General features: G+C 67.9%; 25 protein-coding genes. 9 read left to right on the forward strand and 16 right to left on the reverse strand.

The window, feature by feature from the left end:
• The first annotated feature begins 61 nt into the window (after positions 1-61).
• Genes purF through arfB form a run of 3 tightly spaced genes read left to right on the forward strand, consistent with a single transcriptional unit; the run spans position 62 to position 3,137 of the window.
• Positions 62-1,609 carry an amidophosphoribosyltransferase gene (purF, locus tag VGP60_RS08235; RefSeq protein ID WP_327547290.1) on the forward strand — a complete coding sequence of 516 codons (1,548 nt, stop codon included), beginning with the start codon at positions 62-64 and terminating at the stop codon, positions 1,607-1,609.
• A 39-nt stretch (positions 1,610-1,648) separates the two neighbouring features.
• A complete protein-coding gene (gene purM, locus VGP60_RS08240) occupies positions 1,649-2,719 on the forward strand; it encodes a phosphoribosylformylglycinamidine cyclo-ligase (protein ID WP_327547340.1) in 1,071 nt (356 codons plus the stop codon).
• The gene (arfB, locus tag VGP60_RS08245) at positions 2,700-3,137 is read left to right on the forward strand and encodes an alternative ribosome rescue aminoacyl-tRNA hydrolase ArfB (RefSeq protein ID WP_327547291.1); all 438 of its coding nucleotides are present in this window, start codon (positions 2,700-2,702) and stop codon (positions 3,135-3,137) included. The genes purM and arfB overlap by 20 nt, the downstream gene beginning before the upstream one ends.
• 122 nt (positions 3,138-3,259) lie before the next feature.
• Here arfB and VGP60_RS08250 read toward each other — a convergent pair whose 3' ends face one another.
• Positions 3,260-3,925 carry a VanZ family protein gene (locus tag VGP60_RS08250; protein WP_327547292.1) on the reverse strand — a complete coding sequence of 222 codons (666 nt, stop codon included), beginning with the start codon at positions 3,923-3,925 and terminating at the stop codon, positions 3,260-3,262.
• A gap of 259 nt (positions 3,926-4,184) precedes the next feature.
• Entirely contained in the window at positions 4,185-5,066 is an 882-nt protein-coding gene (locus VGP60_RS08255; RefSeq protein ID WP_327547341.1) for a Gfo/Idh/MocA family oxidoreductase, read from the reverse strand.
• Positions 5,067-5,199: 133 nt separating this feature from the next.
• Here VGP60_RS08255 and VGP60_RS08260 point away from each other — a divergent pair, with 133 nt between their 5' ends.
• Positions 5,200-5,640, forward strand: coding sequence for a YybH family protein (locus VGP60_RS08260; RefSeq protein ID WP_327547293.1), 441 nt, complete (start codon positions 5,200-5,202; stop codon positions 5,638-5,640).
• Between the two features lie 15 nt (positions 5,641-5,655).
• Positions 5,656-6,021, forward strand: coding sequence for a VOC family protein (locus tag VGP60_RS08265; protein ID WP_327547342.1), 366 nt, complete (start codon positions 5,656-5,658; stop codon positions 6,019-6,021).
• 53 nt (positions 6,022-6,074) lie between these two features.
• On the opposite strand, the gene VGP60_RS08270 is transcribed toward VGP60_RS08265, so the two are convergent.
• Positions 6,075-6,938, reverse strand: a complete 864-nt coding sequence (locus VGP60_RS08270) for a 3-hydroxybutyryl-CoA dehydrogenase (RefSeq protein WP_327547294.1) — start codon at positions 6,936-6,938, stop codon at positions 6,075-6,077.
• 105 nt (positions 6,939-7,043) lie between these two features.
• A complete protein-coding gene (locus tag VGP60_RS08275) occupies positions 7,044-7,235 on the reverse strand; it encodes a DUF3073 domain-containing protein (protein WP_327547295.1) in 192 nt (63 codons plus the stop codon).
• A gap of 207 nt (positions 7,236-7,442) precedes the next feature.
• Between VGP60_RS08275 and VGP60_RS08280 the strand changes: the two genes are divergently transcribed.
• The gene (locus VGP60_RS08280; protein ID WP_327547296.1) at positions 7,443-8,348 is read left to right on the forward strand and encodes a hypothetical protein; all 906 of its coding nucleotides are present in this window, start codon (positions 7,443-7,445) and stop codon (positions 8,346-8,348) included.
• A 9-nt stretch (positions 8,349-8,357) separates the two neighbouring features.
• On the opposite strand, the gene VGP60_RS08285 is transcribed toward VGP60_RS08280, so the two are convergent.
• From VGP60_RS08285 to VGP60_RS08295, 3 genes are read right to left on the reverse strand one after another with little or no spacing between them, the layout of a single operon-like run.
• Positions 8,358-9,320, reverse strand: a complete 963-nt coding sequence (locus VGP60_RS08285; RefSeq protein ID WP_327547297.1) for an asparaginase — start codon at positions 9,318-9,320, stop codon at positions 8,358-8,360.
• A complete protein-coding gene (locus VGP60_RS08290) occupies positions 9,313-9,891 on the reverse strand; it encodes an aerial mycelium formation protein (protein WP_327547298.1) in 579 nt (192 codons plus the stop codon). The genes VGP60_RS08285 and VGP60_RS08290 overlap by 8 nt, the downstream gene beginning before the upstream one ends.
• Before the next feature lie 48 nt (positions 9,892-9,939).
• The gene (locus tag VGP60_RS08295; RefSeq protein ID WP_327547299.1) at positions 9,940-11,070 is read right to left on the reverse strand and encodes a folate-binding protein; all 1,131 of its coding nucleotides are present in this window, start codon (positions 11,068-11,070) and stop codon (positions 9,940-9,942) included.
• Between the two features lie 31 nt (positions 11,071-11,101).
• Between VGP60_RS08295 and VGP60_RS08300 the strand changes: the two genes are divergently transcribed.
• Positions 11,102-11,950: an aminodeoxychorismate lyase gene (locus VGP60_RS08300; protein ID WP_327547300.1), complete on the forward strand. Its 849-nt coding sequence runs from the start codon at positions 11,102-11,104 to the stop codon at positions 11,948-11,950.
• Here the strand turns inward: VGP60_RS08300 and VGP60_RS08305 are convergent.
• The 9 genes from VGP60_RS08305 to VGP60_RS08345 form a co-directional block, all read right to left on the reverse strand.
• On the reverse strand, positions 11,947-12,345 hold the full coding sequence (locus VGP60_RS08305) for a hypothetical protein (protein ID WP_327547301.1): 399 nt from the start codon (positions 12,343-12,345) through the stop codon (positions 11,947-11,949). The genes VGP60_RS08300 and VGP60_RS08305 overlap by 4 nt on opposite strands.
• Before the next feature lie 2 nt (positions 12,346-12,347).
• A complete protein-coding gene (locus VGP60_RS08310; RefSeq protein WP_327547302.1) occupies positions 12,348-13,205 on the reverse strand; it encodes a biotin-dependent carboxyltransferase family protein in 858 nt (285 codons plus the stop codon).
• Positions 13,202-13,813 carry an allophanate hydrolase subunit 1 gene (locus tag VGP60_RS08315; protein WP_327547303.1) on the reverse strand — a complete coding sequence of 204 codons (612 nt, stop codon included), beginning with the start codon at positions 13,811-13,813 and terminating at the stop codon, positions 13,202-13,204. Before VGP60_RS08315 ends, VGP60_RS08310 begins: the two co-directional genes overlap by 4 nt.
• 14 nt (positions 13,814-13,827) lie before the next feature.
• Positions 13,828-14,439, reverse strand: coding sequence for an FABP family protein (locus tag VGP60_RS08320; RefSeq protein WP_327547304.1), 612 nt, complete (start codon positions 14,437-14,439; stop codon positions 13,828-13,830).
• A 238-nt stretch (positions 14,440-14,677) separates the two neighbouring features.
• On the reverse strand, positions 14,678-14,986 hold the full coding sequence (locus VGP60_RS08325; RefSeq protein ID WP_327547305.1) for a DUF1416 domain-containing protein: 309 nt from the start codon (positions 14,984-14,986) through the stop codon (positions 14,678-14,680).
• Positions 14,986-15,825, reverse strand: coding sequence for a sulfurtransferase (locus VGP60_RS08330; RefSeq protein ID WP_327547306.1), 840 nt, complete (start codon positions 15,823-15,825; stop codon positions 14,986-14,988). Before VGP60_RS08330 ends, VGP60_RS08325 begins: the two co-directional genes overlap by 1 nt.
• An 82-nt stretch (positions 15,826-15,907) precedes the next feature.
• Entirely contained in the window at positions 15,908-16,348 is a 441-nt protein-coding gene (locus VGP60_RS08335) for a DUF4395 domain-containing protein (RefSeq protein ID WP_327547307.1), read from the reverse strand.
• 311 nt (positions 16,349-16,659) lie between these two features.
• Positions 16,660-17,091, reverse strand: coding sequence for a thioredoxin family protein (locus VGP60_RS08340; protein WP_327547308.1), 432 nt, complete (start codon positions 17,089-17,091; stop codon positions 16,660-16,662).
• A gap of 3 nt (positions 17,092-17,094) precedes the next feature.
• Positions 17,095-17,976 (reverse strand): DUF2993 domain-containing protein, encoded by an 882-nt coding sequence (locus VGP60_RS08345; protein WP_327547343.1) that lies wholly within the window; start codon positions 17,974-17,976, stop codon positions 17,095-17,097.
• Positions 17,977-18,141: 165 nt separating this feature from the next.
• Between VGP60_RS08345 and VGP60_RS08350 the strand changes: the two genes are divergently transcribed.
• Both VGP60_RS08350 and mshD read left to right on the forward strand, forming a co-directional pair.
• Positions 18,142-18,900 (forward strand): response regulator transcription factor, encoded by a 759-nt coding sequence (locus VGP60_RS08350; RefSeq protein WP_327547309.1) that lies wholly within the window; start codon positions 18,142-18,144, stop codon positions 18,898-18,900.
• Between the two features lie 24 nt (positions 18,901-18,924).
• The gene (gene mshD / locus VGP60_RS08355; RefSeq protein ID WP_327547310.1) at positions 18,925-19,794 is read left to right on the forward strand and encodes a mycothiol synthase; all 870 of its coding nucleotides are present in this window, start codon (positions 18,925-18,927) and stop codon (positions 19,792-19,794) included.
• Positions 19,795-19,928 lie beyond the last annotated feature (134 nt).

Here is a 19,928-nt window from a genome sequence, read left to right on the forward strand (position 1 = left end):
AGCCGCAGACCAGAGCGGTTACACTTGCGTCGGCCTGTCTTCTTTCTTTGGGAGCACCTCGGTGGTTTCTGACCAGTCACATGCTGGACAGCCCTTGCTAGACCTAGTCGACCAACCTGATCCGGAACCCCGTGAGGAATGCGGCGTCTTCGGTGTCTGGGCGCCCGGTGAAGAAGTCGCCAAGCTGACCTACTACGGGCTGTACGCGTTGCAGCACCGCGGGCAGGAAGCGGCCGGCATCTCGGTGTCCGACGGCAAGCAGATAGTGGTGTTCAAGGACCTCGGCCTCGTCAGCCAGGTCTTCGACGAGCAGATCCTGCAGTCGCTGCAGGGCTATATCGCCGTCGGCCACTGCCGGTACTCGACCACCGGCGCGACGATCTGGGAAAACGCCCAGCCCATTTTCCGTACCACCGCCACCGGCAGCGGGATTTCCTTCGCGCACAACGGAAACCTGGTCAACACGGCCGAGCTGCGCCAGCGCACGGTCGACGCCGGGCTCAAGCCGCATATGCAGCTCACCGGGTCGTCCAGCGACTCCGACCTCATCTGCGGGCTGCTCGCCGCGAACGCCGCGGACAAGGGCATCGAAGCCGCCGCGCTGGAACTGCTCCCGACGTTGAAGGGCGCTTTCTGCCTGGTCTTCGCCGACGAGTCGACGCTGTACGCCGCGCGTGACCCGCACGGGGTGCACCCGCTCGTGCTCGGCCGCCTGGAGCGTGGCTGGGTCGTCGCCAGTGAAACAGCGGCCCTCGACATCGTGGGCGCGTCGTTCGTCCGCGAGGTCGAGCCGGGCGAGTTGCTGGCCATCGACGCCGAAGGCCTGCGTTCCTCGCGGTTCGCGAACCCCGAGCCCAAGGGCTGTGTCTTCGAGTACGTCTACCTGGCGCGCCCGGACACCACCATCGCCGGGCGCAGCGTGCACGCGACCCGCGTCGAGATCGGCAAGAAGCTCGCGGTGGAGCACCCGACCGACGGTGACCTGGTCATCCCGGTGCCGGAATCCGGTACGCCCGCCGCCATCGGCTACGCGCAGGCGTCGGGTATCCCATACGGCTCCGGCCTGGTGAAGAACGCCTACGTCGGCCGGACCTTCATCCAGCCGTCGCAGACCATCCGCCAGCTCGGTATCCGGCTCAAGCTCAACCCGCTGCGTGAGGTCATCCGCGGCAAACGCCTGGTCGTGGTGGACGATTCGATCGTCCGCGGCAACACCCAGCGCGCGCTCGTGCGAATGCTGCGCGAGGCCGGCGCACTCGAGGTCCACGTGCGGATCGCGTCGCCGCCGGTCCGGTGGCCGTGCTTCTACGGTATCGACTTCGCCTCGCGGGCAGAGCTCGTCGCGAACGGCGTCGACCTCGACGGCATCCGCCGCTCGATCGGTGCCGACTCGCTCGGCTACGTCTCGCTGGACGGCCTGATCGCCGCCACCGAGCAGCCGAAAACCCGGTTGTGCACGGCCTGCTTCTCGGGGGAGTATCCGATCGAGCTGCCCGACGACGCTCTGCTGGGCAAGCATCTGCTGGAGAGCCTGGACGCGGTCAATGGCGCGGCTCAGCCCGTCTCCCCGGCGGGGTACGGTGCCGAAGACGCCGTTCGGCGTCCGTAGAGCCCGTTCTTTTACCGTTTCAGGATGGAGACCGCTTCCGTGAGCGAGTCCACGAGCGCCACGTACGCCGCCGCCGGAGTCAGTATCGACGCCGGTGACCAAGCCGTCGAGCTGCTCAAACCACATGCCGCCCGGGCCACCCGGCCCGAGGTGCTGGGTGGTGTCGGTGGTTTCGCGGGGCTCTTCTCGCTGAAGCTCGACAGGTGGAAAGAGCCGGTACTGGCTTCGTCCACCGACGGCGTCGGTACCAAGATCGCCATCGCGCAGGCGCTCGACAAGCACGACACGGTCGGTATCGACCTGGTCGGCATGGTCGTCGACGACCTGGTCGTCACCGGCGCCGAGCCGCTGTTCATGCAGGACTACATCGCCATCGGCAAGGTCGTCCCGGAGAAGATCGCCGCGCTGGTCGGCGGCATCGCCGAGGGCTGCGTCCAAGCCGGTTGCGCCCTGCTCGGCGGCGAGACGGCCGAGCACCCCGGGCTGATGGGCGAGCACGACTACGACATCTCGGGCACCGGGGTCGGCGTGGTCGAGGCATCCGCGATCCTCGGGCCGGAGCGGGTGCGGCCGAGTGACGTCGTCATCGCGCTGGGCTCGACCGGACTTCACTCGAACGGGTACTCGCTGGCCAGGCACGTGCTTCTCGACATCGCGCGCATGTCGCTCGAAGGCCATGTCGAGGAGTTCGGCCGCACGCTCGGCGAAGAGCTGCTCGAGCCGACGAAGATCTACGCCAAGGACTGCCTCGCCCTGATGGCCGAGACAGAGGTGCGCACGTTCGCGCACGTGACCGGCGGTGGCCTGGAGGCGAACCTCGCCCGCGTCATGCCGCGTGGCCTGGTCGCCCACCTGGAGCGCGGCTCCTGGAACCCGGCCGCGGTGTTCGCCGTCATCGGCCAGCTCGGCAAGGTCGAGCAGGCCGAGATGGAGAAGACGTTCAACATGGGCGTCGGCATGGTCGCGATCATCGCGCGCGATGACGCCGACCGCGCCCTCGCGATGCTCACCGCACGCCACGTCCCGTCCTGGGTCCTGGGCGAAATCCGGCCTGCCGAAGACGCGGACGGCCCGAGGGCGATTCTTTCCGGTGACCACCCCAGGTTCTGACCTTGTCATCACCGGGCGCCTGACGATCCCGCTCGGAGAACTGCGTGAGCGGTTCTCCCGGTCGTCAGGTCCCGGCGGGCAGGGGGTGAACACCACCGACTCCAGGGTCGAGCTGTCCTTCAACGTCGCCGATTCGCCCTCTATCCCGGATGACTTGCGCGCGCGGCTTCTGGAGCGGCTCGCTTCCCGGCTGGTCGACGGCGTGGTGACGATCGCGGCGAGCGAGCACCGGTCGCAGCTGATGAACCGCGAGGCCGCTCGGGCTCGGTTGGTGATCCTGCTCAAGGAAGCCGCTTCGCCTCCCCCACCCAAACGCCGGGCCACCAAGCCCTCCCGAGGCTCCAAAGAACGCCGCCTCGCCTCGAAAAAGCGCCGTAGCGACGTCAAAAAAGGCCGCGGCGGCCACTTCAACGACTAACGCCACCGCAACACACACCTACGCAGACGTGCAACACACCTACGCAAGTGGGAAACACGGCTATGTGGGCGGGGATCGGGATGTTTCCCGTCTGGGTAGCTGTGTGTCGCGTTGGCGTGTGGCTAGCTGGCGTTGTGGGTGTGGGCGGGGTGTTGCCAGGGTTGGGGGCGGAGGTGGGGCTGGCGTGGCTGGGTGAGGGTCGGGTTTTCGCAGACGGTCAGGCGACGGCGTTGTGCGGGGATGGGGAGCGGGGCCGGCAGGATTCGGGGACTCCAGAGCCACCATTTTTTGGTGGCGGTGGCGCCGACGGTGGCGCCCAGGGTGTTGAGCAGGACGTCGTCGGTGGCGGTCACCCGACCCGCGTGGATCAGATATTGCACACCTTCCACCAGCATGGACACGATCAACGCGGCCAGCGTGATGCGGATGAGCGAGCGCAGGAACGGGGTGCGCATCGGGAGCAGGGCGCCCAGCGGGCTCAGCATCAGGAGGTTGCCGCCGACCTGCCAGAACGAGCCGTCGTCGCCGAGCGCGGTGCGGATGTCGGTGCCCGGCACCAAATGCAGCATGCTGGTCCGCGCGCCGGCCACGGGCATCAACACCAGGCACAGCGCCAGACCGGCGATCAACAGAATCGTCACGTCGACGGCCGCGGTGAACACGGCCGTCCGTGCCGGATGTTTTCGTCTTCGCTGGGCCGCGAGCAGTGGCCAAATGAGGAGTGCGTAAGGAAAAGCGATCACCGTCAACGGGATCATCGCGCCGAAATTTCGCAGCAAGTCACCCACCAAATCCCCTTCCCCTGAACGCGATTCCAAGATCACCTTCGCATCACAAGATCCACTGCGCGCGCTCAACGGCGTTCACTAAGAGGTGATTTTGAAGTGGCGGGCGCGCCGAGCACATGCTTTTGCGCGCCAGGTGATAGTGGTGTTCATCTAGAGGAGATCGTCCACAGTGGACACTGTGGACAACCTGTGGAAGAACTGGGCCCCCGACCTCGGAAACCGTTGGTTGTGAAGGATTTTCGGCTTGCTCGCCTGTGTACTACTCTCCGGCGAGCAGACGGGTTTCGTGAATAATGCGCTGCAGGTGGAGTCCGCGTCGGACGTCGCAGGGGTGTTCGGTGGTGCCGCAGGCGACCATCGCGGCGAAGTCGTCCAGCAGCGAGGTGTAGGACTCGCCCGCCGAGCCGGGCTTGCGGCCGAGTGTGCGATAGCCGTCCCGGCCGTAGACGGCGAACTCGGTGACGGTCGGCTGGACGGGGAGCCGCAGCGAGAGCGTGGCCGTGCTCGTGGCGCCGCCTTCGTGCTGGAACATGACCTGCCAGAGGTCGTCCGGGGTGCGGTTCGCGGCGAGCACCTTGGTGATCGTGCCGAGCGTGGCGTCCATGAGGTCGAAGACGTGCGGGCCGATGTCGGCGAGCGCGCCGTCGGCCACCCGCCACGGCGAGTTCTGGTACGCGCCACCGAGCAGCGCGCCGGAAAGCCAACGGGCGCCACCGCCCTGCCAGCCGCCCGTCTCCGCGATGTCGGCCAGCCACTCTCGCGTCTGAGCCGCATATCGCAAGGTCAGCACCACCAACGCGGCCACGCCGGCGGACGCCACGGCGTCGGCCAGTCGCTGTGCCGACGCCAGATCCGCGGCGATCGGCTTCTCCAGGATCAGGTGCTTCCCGGCTTCGGCGGCCTGGACGGCCAGCACACCCTGCACCGCGGGCGGGACGGCGAACGCCACCGCGTCGACCTGGTCCAGCAGCTCCTCGAAACTCTCCGCCACCACCGCGCCGTGCTCGTCGGCGAGTTCACGTGCAGGCTCGGGTCGTCGGGCCCAGACCGCTGTCAGCGTCGTGCCGGGGTGGTCGGCCAGGCCGGGCGCATGGATCTGCTTCGCCCAGGGGCCGGTTCCGATGAGTCCTACGCGGAGCATCTGTTCGTCAGGCACGGCCGCAGTCTATTTGCGTCGCGAAATTCGTCGGTTCACGATGTCGAAACGAGGCCGGCAGCTTCTACGTCTCCACGAGAGGCGGCCACCAAGGGCGCCGAAATCCGAGGAGACAACCATGACCAGCCAGGACGAGGACCGGATCCGCGAGCTCATCATGGGCCAGGAGACGGCCATGCCGAAGGCGGACGCCGAGTGGCTCGTCGGCCGCTACGCGCCGGAGATCGTCAAGTACGACCTCGCGCCGCCGCTGCGCCACGGCGGGGACGACGTGCTCGACCCGAGCGGCCTGCGGAGCTGGTTCGCCACCTTCGACGGGCCGGTCCACACCGAGATCCGCGACCTGTCGATCACCGCCGGCGAGGATGTCGCGTTCTGCCACAGCCTGAACAGCATGTCCGCGACGCCCGCGGGCGTGCCGGGCGGCTTCGAGATGTGGTTCCGCGCGACGGTCTGCCTGCGCAAGATCGACGGCGAGTGGAAGATCGCCCACGAGCACACCTCCACGCCGTTCTACATGGACGGCTCGTTCAAGGCCGCCACCGACCTCAAGCCGTAGAGAAGGCGAGTGAAGATGTTCGAACACACGAAGGCGTTCAGCGGGTTCTCGGTGGACGACGTCGGCAAGGCGAAGAAGTTCTACGGCGAGACGCTCGGGATCCGGGTGTCCGAGGAACACGGGATGCTCCACCTGCACCTCGCGGGCGACCGGGACACGCTGGTCTACCCCAAGGACGACCACACGCCGGCGTCGTTCACGATCCTGAACTTCCCCGTCGACGACATCGAGGCCGCGGTGGACGAACTCACCGCGCGCGGGGTCGAGTTCGAGAAGTACGAGTGGGTCGATGCCAAGGGCATCAACCGGCAGGGCGGGCCGCTGATCGCCTGGTTCAAGGACCCGGCGGGCAACACCCTGTCAGTGCTGCAAGAAGGCTGAGCTCTAAAACGCCAGGTGCGGTGGGGGCGGGCGAACCGCCCCCACCGGCGGCCTTATGAGTACGAGTAGAAGCCGCGGCCGGTCTTCTTGCCCAGCAGGCCGGCGTCGACCATGCGGAGCAGAAGCGGCGGCGACGAGTACAACGGCTCTTTGAACTCCGCGTACATCGAGTCGGCGATCGCCTTGACGGTGTCCAGCCCGATCAGGTCGGACAGCCGCAGCGGGCCCATCGGGTGGGCCGTGCCGAGCTCCATGCCGCGGTCGATGTCCTGCGCCGAGGCGAACCCGGACTCGATCATCCGGATGGCCGAAAGCAGGTACGGGACCAGCAGCGAGTTCACGATGAACCCCGCCCGGTCCTGCGACCTGATGACGGTCTTGCCCAGCACGCCGGTGGCGTGCTCGTCGGCACGCTTGACCGTCTCTTCACCGGTCAGCAACGACGGCACCAGCTCGACGAGCGGCAGCACCGGCACCGGGTTGAAGAAGTGGATGCCGACCACCTGTGCCGGGCGGTTCGTCGCCATGCCCAGTTTCATGATCGGGATCGACGAGGTGTTGGACGCGAAGATCGCGTCCTCGCGCTCGACGATCTTGTCCAGCTGGCGGAACACGTCGACCTTGGCCTGCTCTTGTTCCAGGATGGCCTCGATCACCAGGTCCCGGTCCGTGAAGCTGCCGATATCGGTGGTGAAGGTCAACCTGCCGAGCGCCGCTTCGGCGTCCTCGGCGGCGAGTTTCCCGCTCTTGACGCCGCGTTGCAGCGACTTCTCGATGCGGGCCCGGCCGGCGTCGAGCGCAGGCTGGCTCACCTCGGTGACCATCACTTCTAGACCAGCGCGTGCGTGCACCTCGGCGATGCCCGAGCCCATCAGGCCCGCACCGATCACGCCTACTCGCTGGATGTCTGCTGTCATCAGCCCGCTCCTTTTCGATCTTGTTGACCCGAGGACAGGCAGCAAGCGACACGCGAGGGTAGGCGCCGGGAGTGCCCCGGACCCACCCTCGCGTGTTACGCCTGCTCAACGACGATATTCGTCGTATCCGTCTGGATACGGCTCCTCGTCGTCCTGCTGTTTGGAGTCCTCGTGCCTGTCGTCAGAGGAACTACTGGACAGCTCGCGCTGCAAGGCGTCGAAGTCGGTTTCATGGGAGCTGTACTTGAGCTCCCTTGCAACCTTCGTCTGCTTTGCTTTAGCCCGGCCGCGCCCCATGGCTCGACCCCCTCGCACAGGGGCGGGGCGGCCGGGGGAAATCGGCGGCCCCGCATCTCTCGACAACTATTTCCTCCTGACACCGTACCGTGTCGCGGGGGTTGGATGCGACGTGGCACGGTGTGCCGGTCGTGACAGTGTCGGGAAAAGTTCCGTTGTCGGCCGGTCGGTGCCGATCGGCGCAGGTCGGCGTGCCACGATTTACCCGTGCTCCGTCCGTTCGTGTCGTATCTCCGGGTGTACGAACCCCTGTCCGCCTTCGGGGATCCACCGGATGAGCTGCTGCTGGAGGCCGTGGCGGCCGCTCGCCTGAAACGGGCGGACGTCGGCGAGCGCGAACAGCTGATGTGGCTCAAGTCACAGGTCGCCGCGCCGGTCCGGCTGTTCCCCGCCGAACTCGCCGACGGCCGCGCCGCGCCGAGCACCAAGACCGACGTCCTCGTGCTCGACGCCGCCGATGTCCCGGCCGCGGAGAACGGCCGGGTCGGCTCCGGGACGCTCGTCTGCCCGCTCGAACTGCGCGCCCGGTCCGCGGCCGCACTGGTCAGTTTCCTCAGTGACGCGCATCCGACGCTGAGGTCGACGATCCTGTCGGCGGGCGGGTTGCCGGTGGAGACGATCAGGGCCAAGGCGAAGGACGCGCTCGGCGGGCTCGTCAAGCCGGTGGTCCACGTGCTGTCGACGACGTGGACCGTGCCGCTGCCGTGGTTCGCGATCGTCGATCCGGACCAGCGCCGCGTCGTGCTCGGCTCCGGCCGCTACGACTCCGCGCGTGAGCTGTCGTGGCGCGTGCCGATGTCCGACGCGCTCAGCCGCGTCGCCGAAGCCCGTGAGCTGGTGGACAACAGCTTCGGGGACTCCGGCCCGGGACGGATCCTCGCCGACACCCAGCGGTGGCTGGCGAGCTTCCACGAGGATTCGGCCGTCGAGCTGGACTACGGCGGCATCGTCCAGCTGATCCCCGACGCGGTCCTCGAATCCGACACCACCGCGGACGAGGTCCACGGCATCCTCGAGGCGCTGCGCTCCGGAGACGTCGAAGAACTGGCCGAGCTCTTCTCCGACCTCCGCGAGTACTGGGGCGACCTGGCCGCCCATGAAAGCGCCAACTAGAGGTCCCAGCTAGAGATCCCTGAGCGCTCCGGCGACAACACGGAGTTCGCCGACGGGGACGCCGCCGCCGAGGACTTCGCCGCGGCCCAGCGCGTCGAGCACCGGGTTCGTGGCCGGGTCCTCGGAGATGACGCCGAGCGCGCGCAGGACGGCGATGAGCACGGTGTTCCGCGGTCGTGCGGCGCCGTCTTCGATCTTCAGCGCCACCGCGGTCCCGTTCGGGAGCGCGATCGCGTGGACACCTTCCGCGCCGCCCTTGGCGAGCAGGCCGTCGACGTTCGTCATCAGCACGGTGTCTTCGCGGTCAGTGCCCGCGACCAGCCACGGGTTCGCGCGCATGGCGTCGGCGACGCGCTCCGAATCGGTCACCAGCCTGCCGAACGCCTTGGCCAGCCCGGTCAGGGAGAACGCGGCGAGCGGCAGGCCACAGCCGTCCACTCCGATCTTCGCGATCGGTTCGTCGGTGAGCTCGGGGATGACCTCGGCGATCAGCCGCTGCAGCTCGTGGTCCGGATTCTGGTAGTCCGCTGTCGGCCAGCCGCGTTGCACGCAGGTGGCGAGCATCGCGGCGTGCTTGCCGGAGCAGTTCATCGCCGCGCGCCGGGGGCCTTCGCCCGCGGCGATGGCGGCTACCCGGCTCGGCTCGTGCATCGGGTACGCCGGCGGGCAGATCAGGTCGGCTTCCGTGAGCCCGTGCCGCTTGAGCAGGTCCAGCGCCCGCTCGACGTGCTTCGGCTCGCCGTTGTGCGAGCCCGCCGAGAACGCCAGGTCCTCGTCGTCGACGTCGAGCCCGGCCCGCAGCATGCCGAGCGACTGGAACGGCTTGTTCGACGACCGCGGGAACACCGGGCGTTTGACGTCGCCCAGCGAGAAGCGGACGGATCCGTCCGGGTCGGTGACGACGAGCGCACCACGATGCACACTCTCGACAAAACCGGACCGGACGACCGCGACGAGCGCCGGATCAGTCATGCGAGCCTTTCGGGGTTTGACCCCGTTCGGTCGCGAGCAGGTCGTCGACCGAGGCCGTGCCGCTGCGATAGCGCCCGGCGATTTCCGCGTTGATCGTGTCCATCACGGCCTGCACCTCGCGGCGGCGGGTGGACACGGAGGCTTCTGCCTTGGCGTACGTCTCGAGGACGTTGGTGAGCTGCTCGTCGGACAGCGCGCTGACGTCGGACAGGTCGGCGTCGCCCACGAGCGCTTCGGCCTGACGCCGGTACTCACCGGCGCGCGAGGGCTCGAGGTTCTGGTGCCTGCCGGAACCCATGGCCGGGCCGATGGCGTTGTCGGACAGGATCGCGGCCAGCTGGTCGACGATCCGGCTCTCACCACCGGTGCTCCGGCGCTGCTGCTCGGCGCGGACGATGTCTATCCGCGCGTGCAGGAGCCGGCGCAGATAGGACAGATCGGTCTCTTCCTGGGCGGCATCGTTGCGGCGCTCGCGGAGTTCGGCGAGCGCCAGCTCACCCAGGCTCAGCACATAGTCCGCGGCGAGCACACGGTCGATCCGACGGCGCCCACCAGGCCGAACTTCGATCACGTTGTCATCCTGCTCTACGGGGGTGTTATTTGCCAGCGTTGGAGTCAATCACCCACGGAGTCGTTGCGCGGCCTCGCGACCGGGGGCGACCCCTTCGGCGGGCACCGAATCCGGGTCGATAGCGGCCTGGACCACGCGGTCTTCGGCGCCGACGAGCAGTTCGGCGTCGACCGGGGTGCTGCGTTTGACCAGCGCGAGCGCGATGGGACCGAGTTCGTGATGCTGCACGACACTGCCCACTCGCCCGACGGTCCGCTCGCCGAGGACGACCGGATCGCCCGTCTCGGGCAGCACCGCGGGCGAACCGTCGAGGTGCAGCAGCACCATGTGCCGCGGCGGCCTGCCGACGTTGTGGACCTTCGACACGGTTTCCTGGCCGCGGTAGCAGCCCTTCGCGACATGCGCTGCCGAGCCGATCCAGTTCACCTCGTGCGGGATCGTCTTCTCGTCGGTGTCGATGCCGAGGCGCGGGCGCAGCGACTCGACACGCAGCGCGTCGTACGCCCAGCTGCCGACCGGGCGCGCACCGGCGTCGGTGATCCGGCGCCACCAGTCGACCAGGTCCGCGCGCGGCACGGCGAGGTCCACACTCGACTTGCCAGGCCACGGCATCCGCCGGGCGAAGCCGCCACCGGGGATCGCGGCGACGCTGTACGGCTCGGTGCCGAGCTTGACGTCCACAGTGGACAGAATCTTTTCGGTGTCCGGGCCCAGCACGGTGATCAACGCGAGTTCGCCCGTGGCGTCGCGGATCTCCACCTTGGCCCAGAACTTCATCGCTTCGAGGTAGGCGAGCAGCGACTGCGGGCCGCCTTTCGGCAACGCGCTGGTCACCGTCGCGCCGCTGTCGCTGTCCAGCCAGACCGTGCCGTCGACGTTCGCCACGACCATGTGCGCCTCGACGCGGCCGTTGGTGTCGAGCACGAGCGCTTCGGTGCCGGTGCCCTCGGGCAGCCCGGTCATGTACTGCGAAATCACGAGGTGCAGCCACGAAAGCCGCTCTTCGCCGCTCACCGCGATGAGTTCCCGGTGCGATCTGTCGACGACGGCGGCGTTGCGCACGGCGGTGCGCTGTTCGGCGAACGGGTCGCCCCAGTGCCACGGGACGCCGGCTTCGGGGTGGCCTTCGGGGGTGGCGATCGAACCGCGTAGCTCGAGCAGCGGTGAAAGGTAGGCCATACACACCATGTTAGGTGAGTAGGTTAAAGCCATGCGCGTTCTTGCCTTCCTGGATGGGACTCTCGCCGCCCCTGATGCGGCCCATATTCGCGTCGACGACCTCGGGCTTCTCCGTGGTGACGGCGTTTTCGAAACGATCCTCGTGGTCGGCGGCCGGGCTCGGGAGCTCGCGCCGCATCTGGAGCGGCTCGCCCGCTCTGCCGAAATGCTGGATCTTCCCGCTCCTGATCTCAAGGCTTGGGAAAACGTCTGCGTTCGGGTCATCGACAACTGGACCGGCGGCACGGAGTTCGCCCTGAAACTGGTCTACACCAGGGGCGTCGAAGGCGATCCCGAGGGAAAGCCGACGGCGTTCGCGATGGGGCTGGAGATCGACGAGAAGGTCCTTCGCGCCCGCGAAGAAGGCATCTCGGCGATCACCCTCGACCGCGGCGTCGAGCCGGATCTGGCGAAGCGGGCACCTTGGCTGCTGCTCGGTGCCAAGACGGTGTCGTACGCGATGAACATGGCCGCGGTGCGCGAAGCAGCCCGGCGCGGGGCCCAGGATGTGATTTTCACCGCTGGTGAGGATTCCGTCTTCGAAGGGCCCACGTCGACCGTGGTCGTCGCCAGGGAAAAGGTGCTCTACACGCCGCCGTTCGACATCGGCATCCTGCCCGGCACCACCCAGTCCGCGCTGTTCCGCGGCGCGGCGCGGCTCGGGTGGACGGTCAAGCAGGAGCCGTTGAGCGTTTCGGACCTGTACACCGCCGACGGTGTCTTCCTGGCGTCTTCGGTCCGCAAGGTGACGCGGGTGCACACGTTGAACGGCCGCGCGCTGCCCGACTCCACCGCGGTCCACGCCGAGCTGGCGGGCGCCTACGAGGGCGAGTACCGCTAGCGCGGCTTGACCTGGATGACCACGGGCGTGACGCCTTCGGCCTGGTAGGCCGCGAGTTTGTGGTGCCCGTCGAGGACTTGGGTGTCGAGCAGGACGGCGATCGGTTTGTGCCCGGCGCGGATCGCCGTCCGGTAGTACTCGACGCGGATGGCGTCGGCGGGCGGCCACGGATCGAGCGGGCGGACGTCGACGTCTTCGGGGAGCCGTTGGGGGCCTACGACCTCGTAGTCGCCGTCCACCAGCAGGTCGAGCAGTTGGCGCAGGCTTTCGCGCAGCGGGCGGCGCAGCTGGCCGGTGGCCAGTGCGATCCGCAGTGCGGGCGCGAGTTCGGGCCGGTCCACCGGTTCCCGCAGGTCGATTACTCCGGTGCCCCCGGCGACAGTCAGCTCTTCCACAGCTAACTGGACGGCTGAAACCGCACGGAGGTTCCAGGTCGTGCCTGGGCGAGTGCGGCCAGTGAGGCCCGCCGGACCACCGCTAACACGGGGTAACCGCCGGTCGTGGGGTGATCGGCGAGGAAAACCAGTGGTAGGCCACTTGGCGGTACCTGGATCGCGCCGGTGACGAGGCCTTCGCTGGGCAATTCGCGGTCGGCGAATTCAGCCGTCCGGGTTAACGCGGTTCCGTCGAGCCGGACGCCGACGCGGTTGGACTCCGCGGTGACCGTCCACGGCCCGGCGAGGGCGGCGGGGCTTTCGAACCAGTCGTCGCGCGGGCCGAGCAGCACCGGCACCTCGAGTTCGGCGGGCGCTTGCGACGGCGTCACGACGTCCAGTCCGGTCGGCACGCCTCGCGACGGGCCCAGTGGCAGGACGTCACCCGCGCACAGCGGCGGCGGGCCGATCTCCGACAGGACATCACGTGACCGGCTGCCGAGCTCCGCGTCGACGTCGATTCCGCCGGACAACGCCAGGTAGCAGCGCAACCCGGTGGCCGGCGTGCCGAGCGCGAGGGTCTGCCCCGGCTTGACGAACACGGGCGTGTGGGAGCCGACCTCGTGGCCGTCGAGCGTGACCCGCACGAGCGGGCCTGTCACGGCGACCGTGCACGAAGACCGGGCCCGCAGCTGCAGCCCGCCCAGCAGCGACTCGATTCCGGCCGCCGACTCGGGATTGCCGACGAGCCGGTTCGCCAGCCGCAGCGCCGGGCCGTCGAGCGCGCCGGACGGCGGCACGCCGAGATGCCCGCTGCCGGCCCTGCCGAGATCCTGGACCAGCGCGGACGGCCCGGCCGACACGATTTCGACGGCCCTCACCGAGTGCCCTGGAAACGCACGTGGTCACCGGGGGCGAGCAGCGACGGCCGCTCGGCGCGCGAGTCGAACAGGACGGTGTCGGTGTGGCCGAGGAGCCGCCAGCCACCCGGCGACGCCCGCGGGTAGACCCCGGCGAACTCGCCCGCGACACCCACCGAGCCCGCGGGGACGCGCGTGCGCGGAGTGTCCAATCTGGACTGTCGCAGCGGCTCGGGAAGGCCGGTCAGGTAACCGAATCCGGGCGCGAAACCGGTGAAGGCGACGGTGTAGTGGGCTCCGGTGTGGAGCTTCACGACCTCGTCGACGCTGATTCCGGCTGTCTCGGCCACGAGCTCCAGGTCTTCGCCGTCGTAGCGGACGTCGAGCACGATCTCGCGGGGACGGCTTTGCGGTGGATGTTCGAGGTCCGCGGATTTCAGCAGCGCCCGGACTTGCTCGAGCACAGTGGAGCCCGGACGCGCCTCGATCAGCAAGCTACGAGCGCCGGGTACGAGCTCGACGATGTCCGCCAGGTCAGCCGCGGCGACGGTGGCCCTGGCCGCGCTCATCTGCTCGAGCGAATCGCATTCGAGCAGCGCCGCGTCTTCCCCGTACCGCCGCCAGCGCATGGAGCGGCGGTGGATCAGCCGACCACGCGGCGGAGGATCGCCGACGCGTGCGGCTGCAGGGGCTGGCCCACCATGGCGCGTTCCTCGACATAGCCGAGGTCGCCGTTGGCGACGAGACCGTAGAGCCGCTGGGCCCCGGTGACCTCTTTGGCTGTCGAGGTGCGGACCACCGCGTCGGTGGCCATCTGCCAGGACGCCTGGCCGCGGGTGGTGCCGTAGAACAGTTCGAGGATGCCGCTGGAATGCGTCAGCAGGAGCTCGAGCGAGTCGTCGGGCTGCGGACGCCAGAAGCCGGACTCGCGGGCCGCGGGACGGACGACGTTGCCCTCGTCGTCCAGTAGCCAGGAGCGGGCTTCGTGGATGAGGAACGGGCGGCCGTCGTGCGCGATCGTCAGCTGCTGCGCGAACTTCCGCGGGCCGTCGATCGTCGGGTACGTGATCTCGCCCTCGCCGCGCCACACGCCGACGAGCGGGAGCAGCGCGAGGCAGGCGTCGTTCAGGCTAGGACCTTCACGCAGGTTCGCCGTGTCCACCGGGATCGGCAGGTCGTCGAACTGCGGCAGGTTCCGCTTGGCGGTGCTCTTCGAGCGCTCTTCCGCGGCCTCGATCGCCTCGTTGGACGTCATCTCAGCGCTGGTCTGCGTAGAGCCGGTACACGACGTAGAAAGCGAACCACGTGATGGCGACACCGGCCAGGACCAGGAGCGTCGTAAACAGGATTTCCACGTTTCGCAGTTTAGTCCGTACTCACCGGTCTCACCCGGCCACCCGCCGCACGTCACAGCTCCGTCGATACGACCATGGCCACCTTGGTCGCATCTAACGCGACCTAGGTGGCCATGGTGGCACTTCGGGTGGAGCGGATCAGGCGACGGAGATGGCCAGTTCGTGCACGCCGGGACTGTCGACGGTCACGGAGGTTTCGCCGTTGCCACTGCGGTGCAGTGCGCGAACGGTCCACGCGCCAGGGGCGGCGTAGAAGCGGAAATCGCCTTCGGGCGAGGAAACGACCTCGCCGGTGAAGTCGCCGCCGCCGTCGAGCAGGCGGACGAACGCGCCGCCGATCGGTCCGTCGGTGCCGGTGACCTTGCCTGCGAGCACTACCTGACCTTTGGTGTCGAGGTCAGCGGGGGTCGTCGTCTGTGCGGGGGCGCCGCAGCCGTCGGCGGCCATTACTTGGCCGCGCCGAGCTCGACGGGAACGCCCACGAGGGAGCCGTACTCGGTCCACGAGCCGTCGTAGTTCTTGACGTCCTCGTAGCCGAGCAACTCGTGCAGCGCGAACCACGCGATGGACGAACGCTCACCGATGCGGCAGTACGCGATGGTCGGCTTCGCGGTGTCGAGGCCCTGGTCCGCGTAAAGCTCCTTGATCTCTTCCTCGGTCTTGAAGGTGCCGTCCTCGTTGGCGACCTTCGCCCACGGCACGTTCAGCGCACCGGGGATGTGGCCCGGGACCTGGGACTGCTCCTGCGGCAGGTGCGCCGGCGCGAGCAGCTTGCCGGAGAACTCGTCGGGCGAGCGGACGTCGACGAAGTTGCTGGCGCCGATGGCCGGGACGATCTCGTCGCGGAAGGCGCGGATCGAGAGGTCCTGCTCCTTGGCGGTGTACGAGGTGGCCTCGCGCTTGACGTCGTCGCCGTTCAGCTCGCGGCCGTCCAGCTCCCACTTCTTGCGGCCGCCGTCGAGAAGCTTGACGTTCTCGTGGCCGTAGAGCTTGAAGTACCAGTAGGCGTACGCGGCGAACCAGTTGTTGTTGCCGCCGTAGAGCACGACGAGGTCGTCGTTGCCGATGCCCTTCTCGGACAGGAGGGCGTCGAAGCCCGCCTTGTCGACGAAGTCTCGGCGGACCTTGTCCTGCAGGTCGTTGCGCCAGTCGAGCTTCACCGCGCCGCGGATGTGCCCGCCGTCGTAAGCGGTGGTGTCCTCATCGACCTCGGCGAACACGACGCCGGGGGTGTCCAGATTCTCCTCGGCCCACTGGGTGGTGACCAGGACGTCTTCACGGCTCATGGAAGAGGCACTCGCTTTCTTATCGGTTGGTCTTTTTTCTTGAATCTTTTCGCCAGACAGCACAGGACGGTTTACGGAAGTTTTAGGACGCCTGTCCGGTCGGGCTGCGGGTGAACCGCTTGAGCAGCAGGTACATCTCGCACCCAAGGCAGAAACCGAACGCGCCGTTGAGGAACGCGGCGAGCAGTGCGAACGCCGTCGCGACGATGCCGAGCGTGGTCAGCCCGGTCACGAACCCGATCGTGCCGACTAGGCCGAACACGAAGCCGACAGCCTGCGCGAACCGCAGCGGCGCCGCGTCCTCCCGCTCGGTCGTCGGGCCGAGCCGTGGCGCGATCAGGTAGCGGTAGAGCAGGCCGTATGGCGACACCTTCAACCCGATGAACGCGCCGATCGCGAACACGACCGTCTGGATCGCGAGCAACCACCATGCCTGGGTGATGAGCACTATCGCGAGTACGACCGTTGTCAGGATGGCCTGGAAACGGGGACCCCTGGGGTCGACGGCTGGTCCGGCTGACATGGCACCTCCTGCGTTTGAGGCTGCGTTGAGCGAGGTGGACGCGTGCGAGCGCACGTGAAAAGGGGATTCGGCGGACGTGGTTCAGCTCGAAAGCGGGAAAGCCCGACACAGGCTGGAACGCACGCGGCACAGGTCGACTGCGCGGCGCTGCGTCAGCAGGGTGACGGGCAGCTTGTCCACGAGGTCGAGAGTACCCACTGGTCCCTCAGAGTGGGAACAACGTTCATACCGTGGGACGAATCCCAGAGTCCGAGAGCTCACAGACGGTATGAACGGACCTTTCCTGGCGTCTCGCGCAAGGAAAGGTCCGTTCATAGCGCCGGAGCGAGGTGGGGCCGCAGCGCGTCGAGCACGTCCGCGCCCTTGGGCACCCCGCCGATGCGGAGCAGCTCACGGCCGTCGGCGGCCAGCGCCAGCGTGGTCGGCGTGCGCAGGATGCCCAGCGCCTGGGCGACTTCGGGCTGGTCGGTGACGTCGAGCTCGACGTGCCGCAGTCCTTCGGTGCCCGAAGCGAGCGTCGACAGCACGGCCTTCGCGTGGCGGCAAGGGGCGCAGAACGTGGTGGAGATCTGCACCAGCGTCACCGCGACGGCCGGGTCGAGCACGTCGGCGACGGGACCGGGCAGGGCCTGCTTCGCCGATGCCGGGCGCGCGGCGCGGACGCGGCCGTTGCGTGCCTTGAGCACGACTCCGGCCACCGAACCCAGCGCGAGTGTGCCCAGCACGACCCACAGACCCAGCATCGGCTATCCCCCTGTCACTGGCGTTCCGCTGAACGTCACGTCGTTGGCCTTGCCCTTGAGTGTCACCGACCCGCTGTTCACGCGGACCGCCGTCGGCTGCACGTTGAACGGCAGGCTGCCGCCGTCGATCTTCGCCTCGAAGTTCGGCAGTAGCGCTTTCTGCACTTCGGCTGGAACGACGGTGGTCTCCTTGTCATTCCCGAACTGGAGACGTTCCGGGCTGATGCTGATCGCCTTGTCCTTGACCTGAATCATCGCGAAGCAGAAGATCTCGACCTTCGTCCCGGCGATCTGCACGTAACCGGAGAGGCGGACGCCGGCCGCGGTCTTGTCCTGCTGCGCGTCTTCCTTCTTCTCCTGGTCGGACATGGTGTCTTTGCCGGTCTTGACGTACTCCTCGGTGGACGGCTCGATCTTGAGGTCCTCGACGTTGTCGAGCGGCGAGATGCGCGCGATGTCGCTGGCCTTGATCGTGACCGAGCCTTCGAGCTCCCCGATCTTGATCGTCTTGGTGTTGCCGTTGAGCAGGTCCGAAAGCGGCGCGGTGACGTTGTTCAGCTCGGCACTGAGATCGACGTCACGCAGCTTGCCGACGGTGACGCCCGCCGCGGAGACGGTGATCTGACTGTAGTCGCCGGACAGCGCCTGCGTGGTGAACGGGAAGCCGTGGATGGTGACCGACGGATCGTCGGCGAGGCTCAGCTGTTCACGGGCCTTTTGGGAGATCGTGTGCTCGGCGAAGGCGGCCAGACCGAAGTCTGCGCCGACGAGCAGGGCTGCCAGCACGACCAAGACGATGATCCACCGCTTCGCGCGGCGGCCTCGCTTGCGGCTGTCCGGCCGGGGGGCCTGGCGGTCCTGTTGGGCTACTGGCCTGGTCACCATTACATCCGATCTGTCGCCTTCGAGGGCAGCTTCCGCCTGCTTCACGGTCCCACCAGGTGTGATGGACTCGGCAGGGGGGAGGTGTTTCGCCGGTTCACCCGCTATTCTCACTTAGCACCGACCGTAGCCATGTTCGAGGCGACGAAATGACAAGGCGGTGTGGCGATGAGCCTGGACCTTTTGGTGCTTACGGCGGAAGCTGACGCGACCGCGGTACTGCCCGCGCTCGACCTCCTTCCGCACACCGTGCGTGTACGTGCGCCCGAGGTGACAGCCCTCCTGGACGCCGGTCATCGCGACGTCATCCTCCTGGACGCGCGCACCGATCTCGCTTCCGCGAAAAGCCTGTGCCGGCTGCTCAAGGGCACCGGCGAGGACGAAGGCGCCACCCCGATCATCGCCGTGGTCGGTGAAGGGGGACTGGTCGCGGTGAGCGCCGAGTGGCGCACCGACGACATCCTCCTGCCCACCGCCGGCCCCGCCGAGGTGGACGCCCGGCTCCGGCTGGCGACGACGAGGGACGGCGGTTCGGCCCAGGTCGACGCCGAACTGCGGGTCGGCGAGCTCGTCATCGACGAGGCGACGTACACCGCGCGGCTGAAGAAGCGCACCCTCGAACTGACCTACAAGGAGTTCGAGCTCCTCAAATACCTCGCGCAACACGCCGGTCGCGTCTTCACTCGCGCGCAGCTGCTGCAGGAGGTCTGGGGTTACGACTTCTTCGGTGGCACGCGGACGGTCGACGTGCACGTGCGGCGGCTGCGCGCGAAGCTCGGCCCTGAGCACGAGCAGATGATCGGCACCGTGCGCAACGTCGGCTACAAGTTCGAGCGGCCGTCCAAGGGCGTCCCGAAGCCGCCAGGCCCGCCGCCCGCCGTCGTGCCGGAGCCCGTTTTCGAGCCCAGCGAACTCTCCTCGACGTAATTGTCCCCGCAGTAGCATTCAAGGATGCTGAACGCGGTCTGGTCCGAAGAGCTGGATGCCGATTCCCGACGCCGGGTCCGTGAGTTCTTGAGCGCGGTCCGGGAAGCCGACGGCAAGCCCGAGGCCGATGGCTTCTCCGGTGGCAAGCACCTGCTGGCGAGCGCCGACGGCGAACTCGTCGGCTATGCGTTTCTGGACACCGAGGGCGACTCGTTCGGCCGTCAGGTCGCCGAGCTGTTCGTGCACCCCGCGCACCGGCGCAAGAGCTTCGGCGCGGCGATGGTCCGGATGCTCCCCTCGGAGAACCTGCGTGTCTGGTCGCACGGCGATCACCCCGCGGCCGCGCGCCTGGCCGAGCGGGAAGGCTTCTCCCGGGCCCGTGAGCTGCTCGTGCTGCACACGGAGACCGGCAGCTGGCCCGAACCCGTCCTGCGCGAAGGCGTCCGGCTGAGGACGTTTGAGGTGGGCAAGGACGAGCAGGCCTTCATCGACGTCAACGCGCGCGCCTTCGACTGGCATCCCGAGCAGGGCAGTCTGACCGTCGAAGAACTCAAGGCGACCGAGAACGACCCCTGGTTCGACCCGGCGGGCTTCTTCCTCGCGGAGAACGCCGACGGCAAAGTCGTCGGCTTCCACTGGACGAAAGTGCACCCGCCGAACCCGAAGGAGTTCAAGGGTGAGCCGGTGGGCGAGGTTTACGTCGTCGGTGTCGACCCCGGCGCGCAGGGCGGAGGCCTCGGCAAGGCGCTCACGCTGGCCGGATTGCGCTACCTGAGCGAGCTCGGACTCCGGCAGTTCATCTTGTACGTCGAGGGCGACAACGCACCGGCACTCGCCGTCTACGAAAAGCTGGGATTCACTCGTTATCAGGTCGATGTGCAGTACGCCAGATAGCCTCGGATCAACACAGAGACAGCGCCTCGTCACACAGGGCAAACCCGCAGGTCACGACCAGGACACGGGAAGCTCTCGGCAGGAGTAGCACTGCTCACATCCGGGGGCTTGTTCACTTTCCGTTCATCCGCACA

This window comes from Amycolatopsis sp. (assembly GCF_036008905.1).
Taxonomy (GTDB): domain Bacteria; phylum Actinomycetota; class Actinomycetes; order Mycobacteriales; family Pseudonocardiaceae; genus Amycolatopsis.

Coding starts and splice junctions, on each gene's coding strand:
- VGP60_RS08315 (WP_327547303.1), bottom strand. CDS start 13,813: ATGCGCTGGCGGCGGTACGGGGAAGACGCGGCGCTGCTCGAATGCGAT.
- VGP60_RS08335 (WP_327547307.1), bottom strand. CDS start 16,348: ATGTCAGCCGGACCAGCCGTCGACCCCAGGGGTCCCCGTTTCCAGGCC.
- VGP60_RS08255 (WP_327547341.1), bottom strand. CDS start 5,066: ATGCTCCGCGTAGGACTCATCGGAACCGGCCCCTGGGCGAAGCAGATC.
- VGP60_RS08350 (WP_327547309.1), top strand. CDS start 18,142: ATGAGCCTGGACCTTTTGGTGCTTACGGCGGAAGCTGACGCGACCGCG.
- VGP60_RS08345 (WP_327547343.1), bottom strand. CDS start 17,976: ATGGTGACCAGGCCAGTAGCCCAACAGGACCGCCAGGCCCCCCGGCCG.
- VGP60_RS08330 (WP_327547306.1), bottom strand. CDS start 15,825: ATGAGCCGTGAAGACGTCCTGGTCACCACCCAGTGGGCCGAGGAGAAT.
- VGP60_RS08285 (WP_327547297.1), bottom strand. CDS start 9,320: ATGACTGATCCGGCGCTCGTCGCGGTCGTCCGGTCCGGTTTTGTCGAG.
- VGP60_RS08270 (WP_327547294.1), bottom strand. CDS start 6,938: ATGACAGCAGACATCCAGCGAGTAGGCGTGATCGGTGCGGGCCTGATG.
- VGP60_RS08295 (WP_327547299.1), bottom strand. CDS start 11,070: ATGGCCTACCTTTCACCGCTGCTCGAGCTACGCGGTTCGATCGCCACC.
- VGP60_RS08325 (WP_327547305.1), bottom strand. CDS start 14,986: ATGGCCGCCGACGGCTGCGGCGCCCCCGCACAGACGACGACCCCCGCT.
- VGP60_RS08275 (WP_327547295.1), bottom strand. CDS start 7,235: ATGGGGCGCGGCCGGGCTAAAGCAAAGCAGACGAAGGTTGCAAGGGAG.
- mshD (WP_327547310.1), top strand. CDS start 18,925: ATGCTGAACGCGGTCTGGTCCGAAGAGCTGGATGCCGATTCCCGACGC.
- VGP60_RS08340 (WP_327547308.1), bottom strand. CDS start 17,091: ATGCTGGGTCTGTGGGTCGTGCTGGGCACACTCGCGCTGGGTTCGGTG.
- VGP60_RS08260 (WP_327547293.1), top strand. CDS start 5,200: ATGACCAGCCAGGACGAGGACCGGATCCGCGAGCTCATCATGGGCCAG.
- VGP60_RS08265 (WP_327547342.1), top strand. CDS start 5,656: ATGTTCGAACACACGAAGGCGTTCAGCGGGTTCTCGGTGGACGACGTC.
- VGP60_RS08320 (WP_327547304.1), bottom strand. CDS start 14,439: ATGACGTCCAACGAGGCGATCGAGGCCGCGGAAGAGCGCTCGAAGAGC.
- VGP60_RS08300 (WP_327547300.1), top strand. CDS start 11,102: ATGCGCGTTCTTGCCTTCCTGGATGGGACTCTCGCCGCCCCTGATGCG.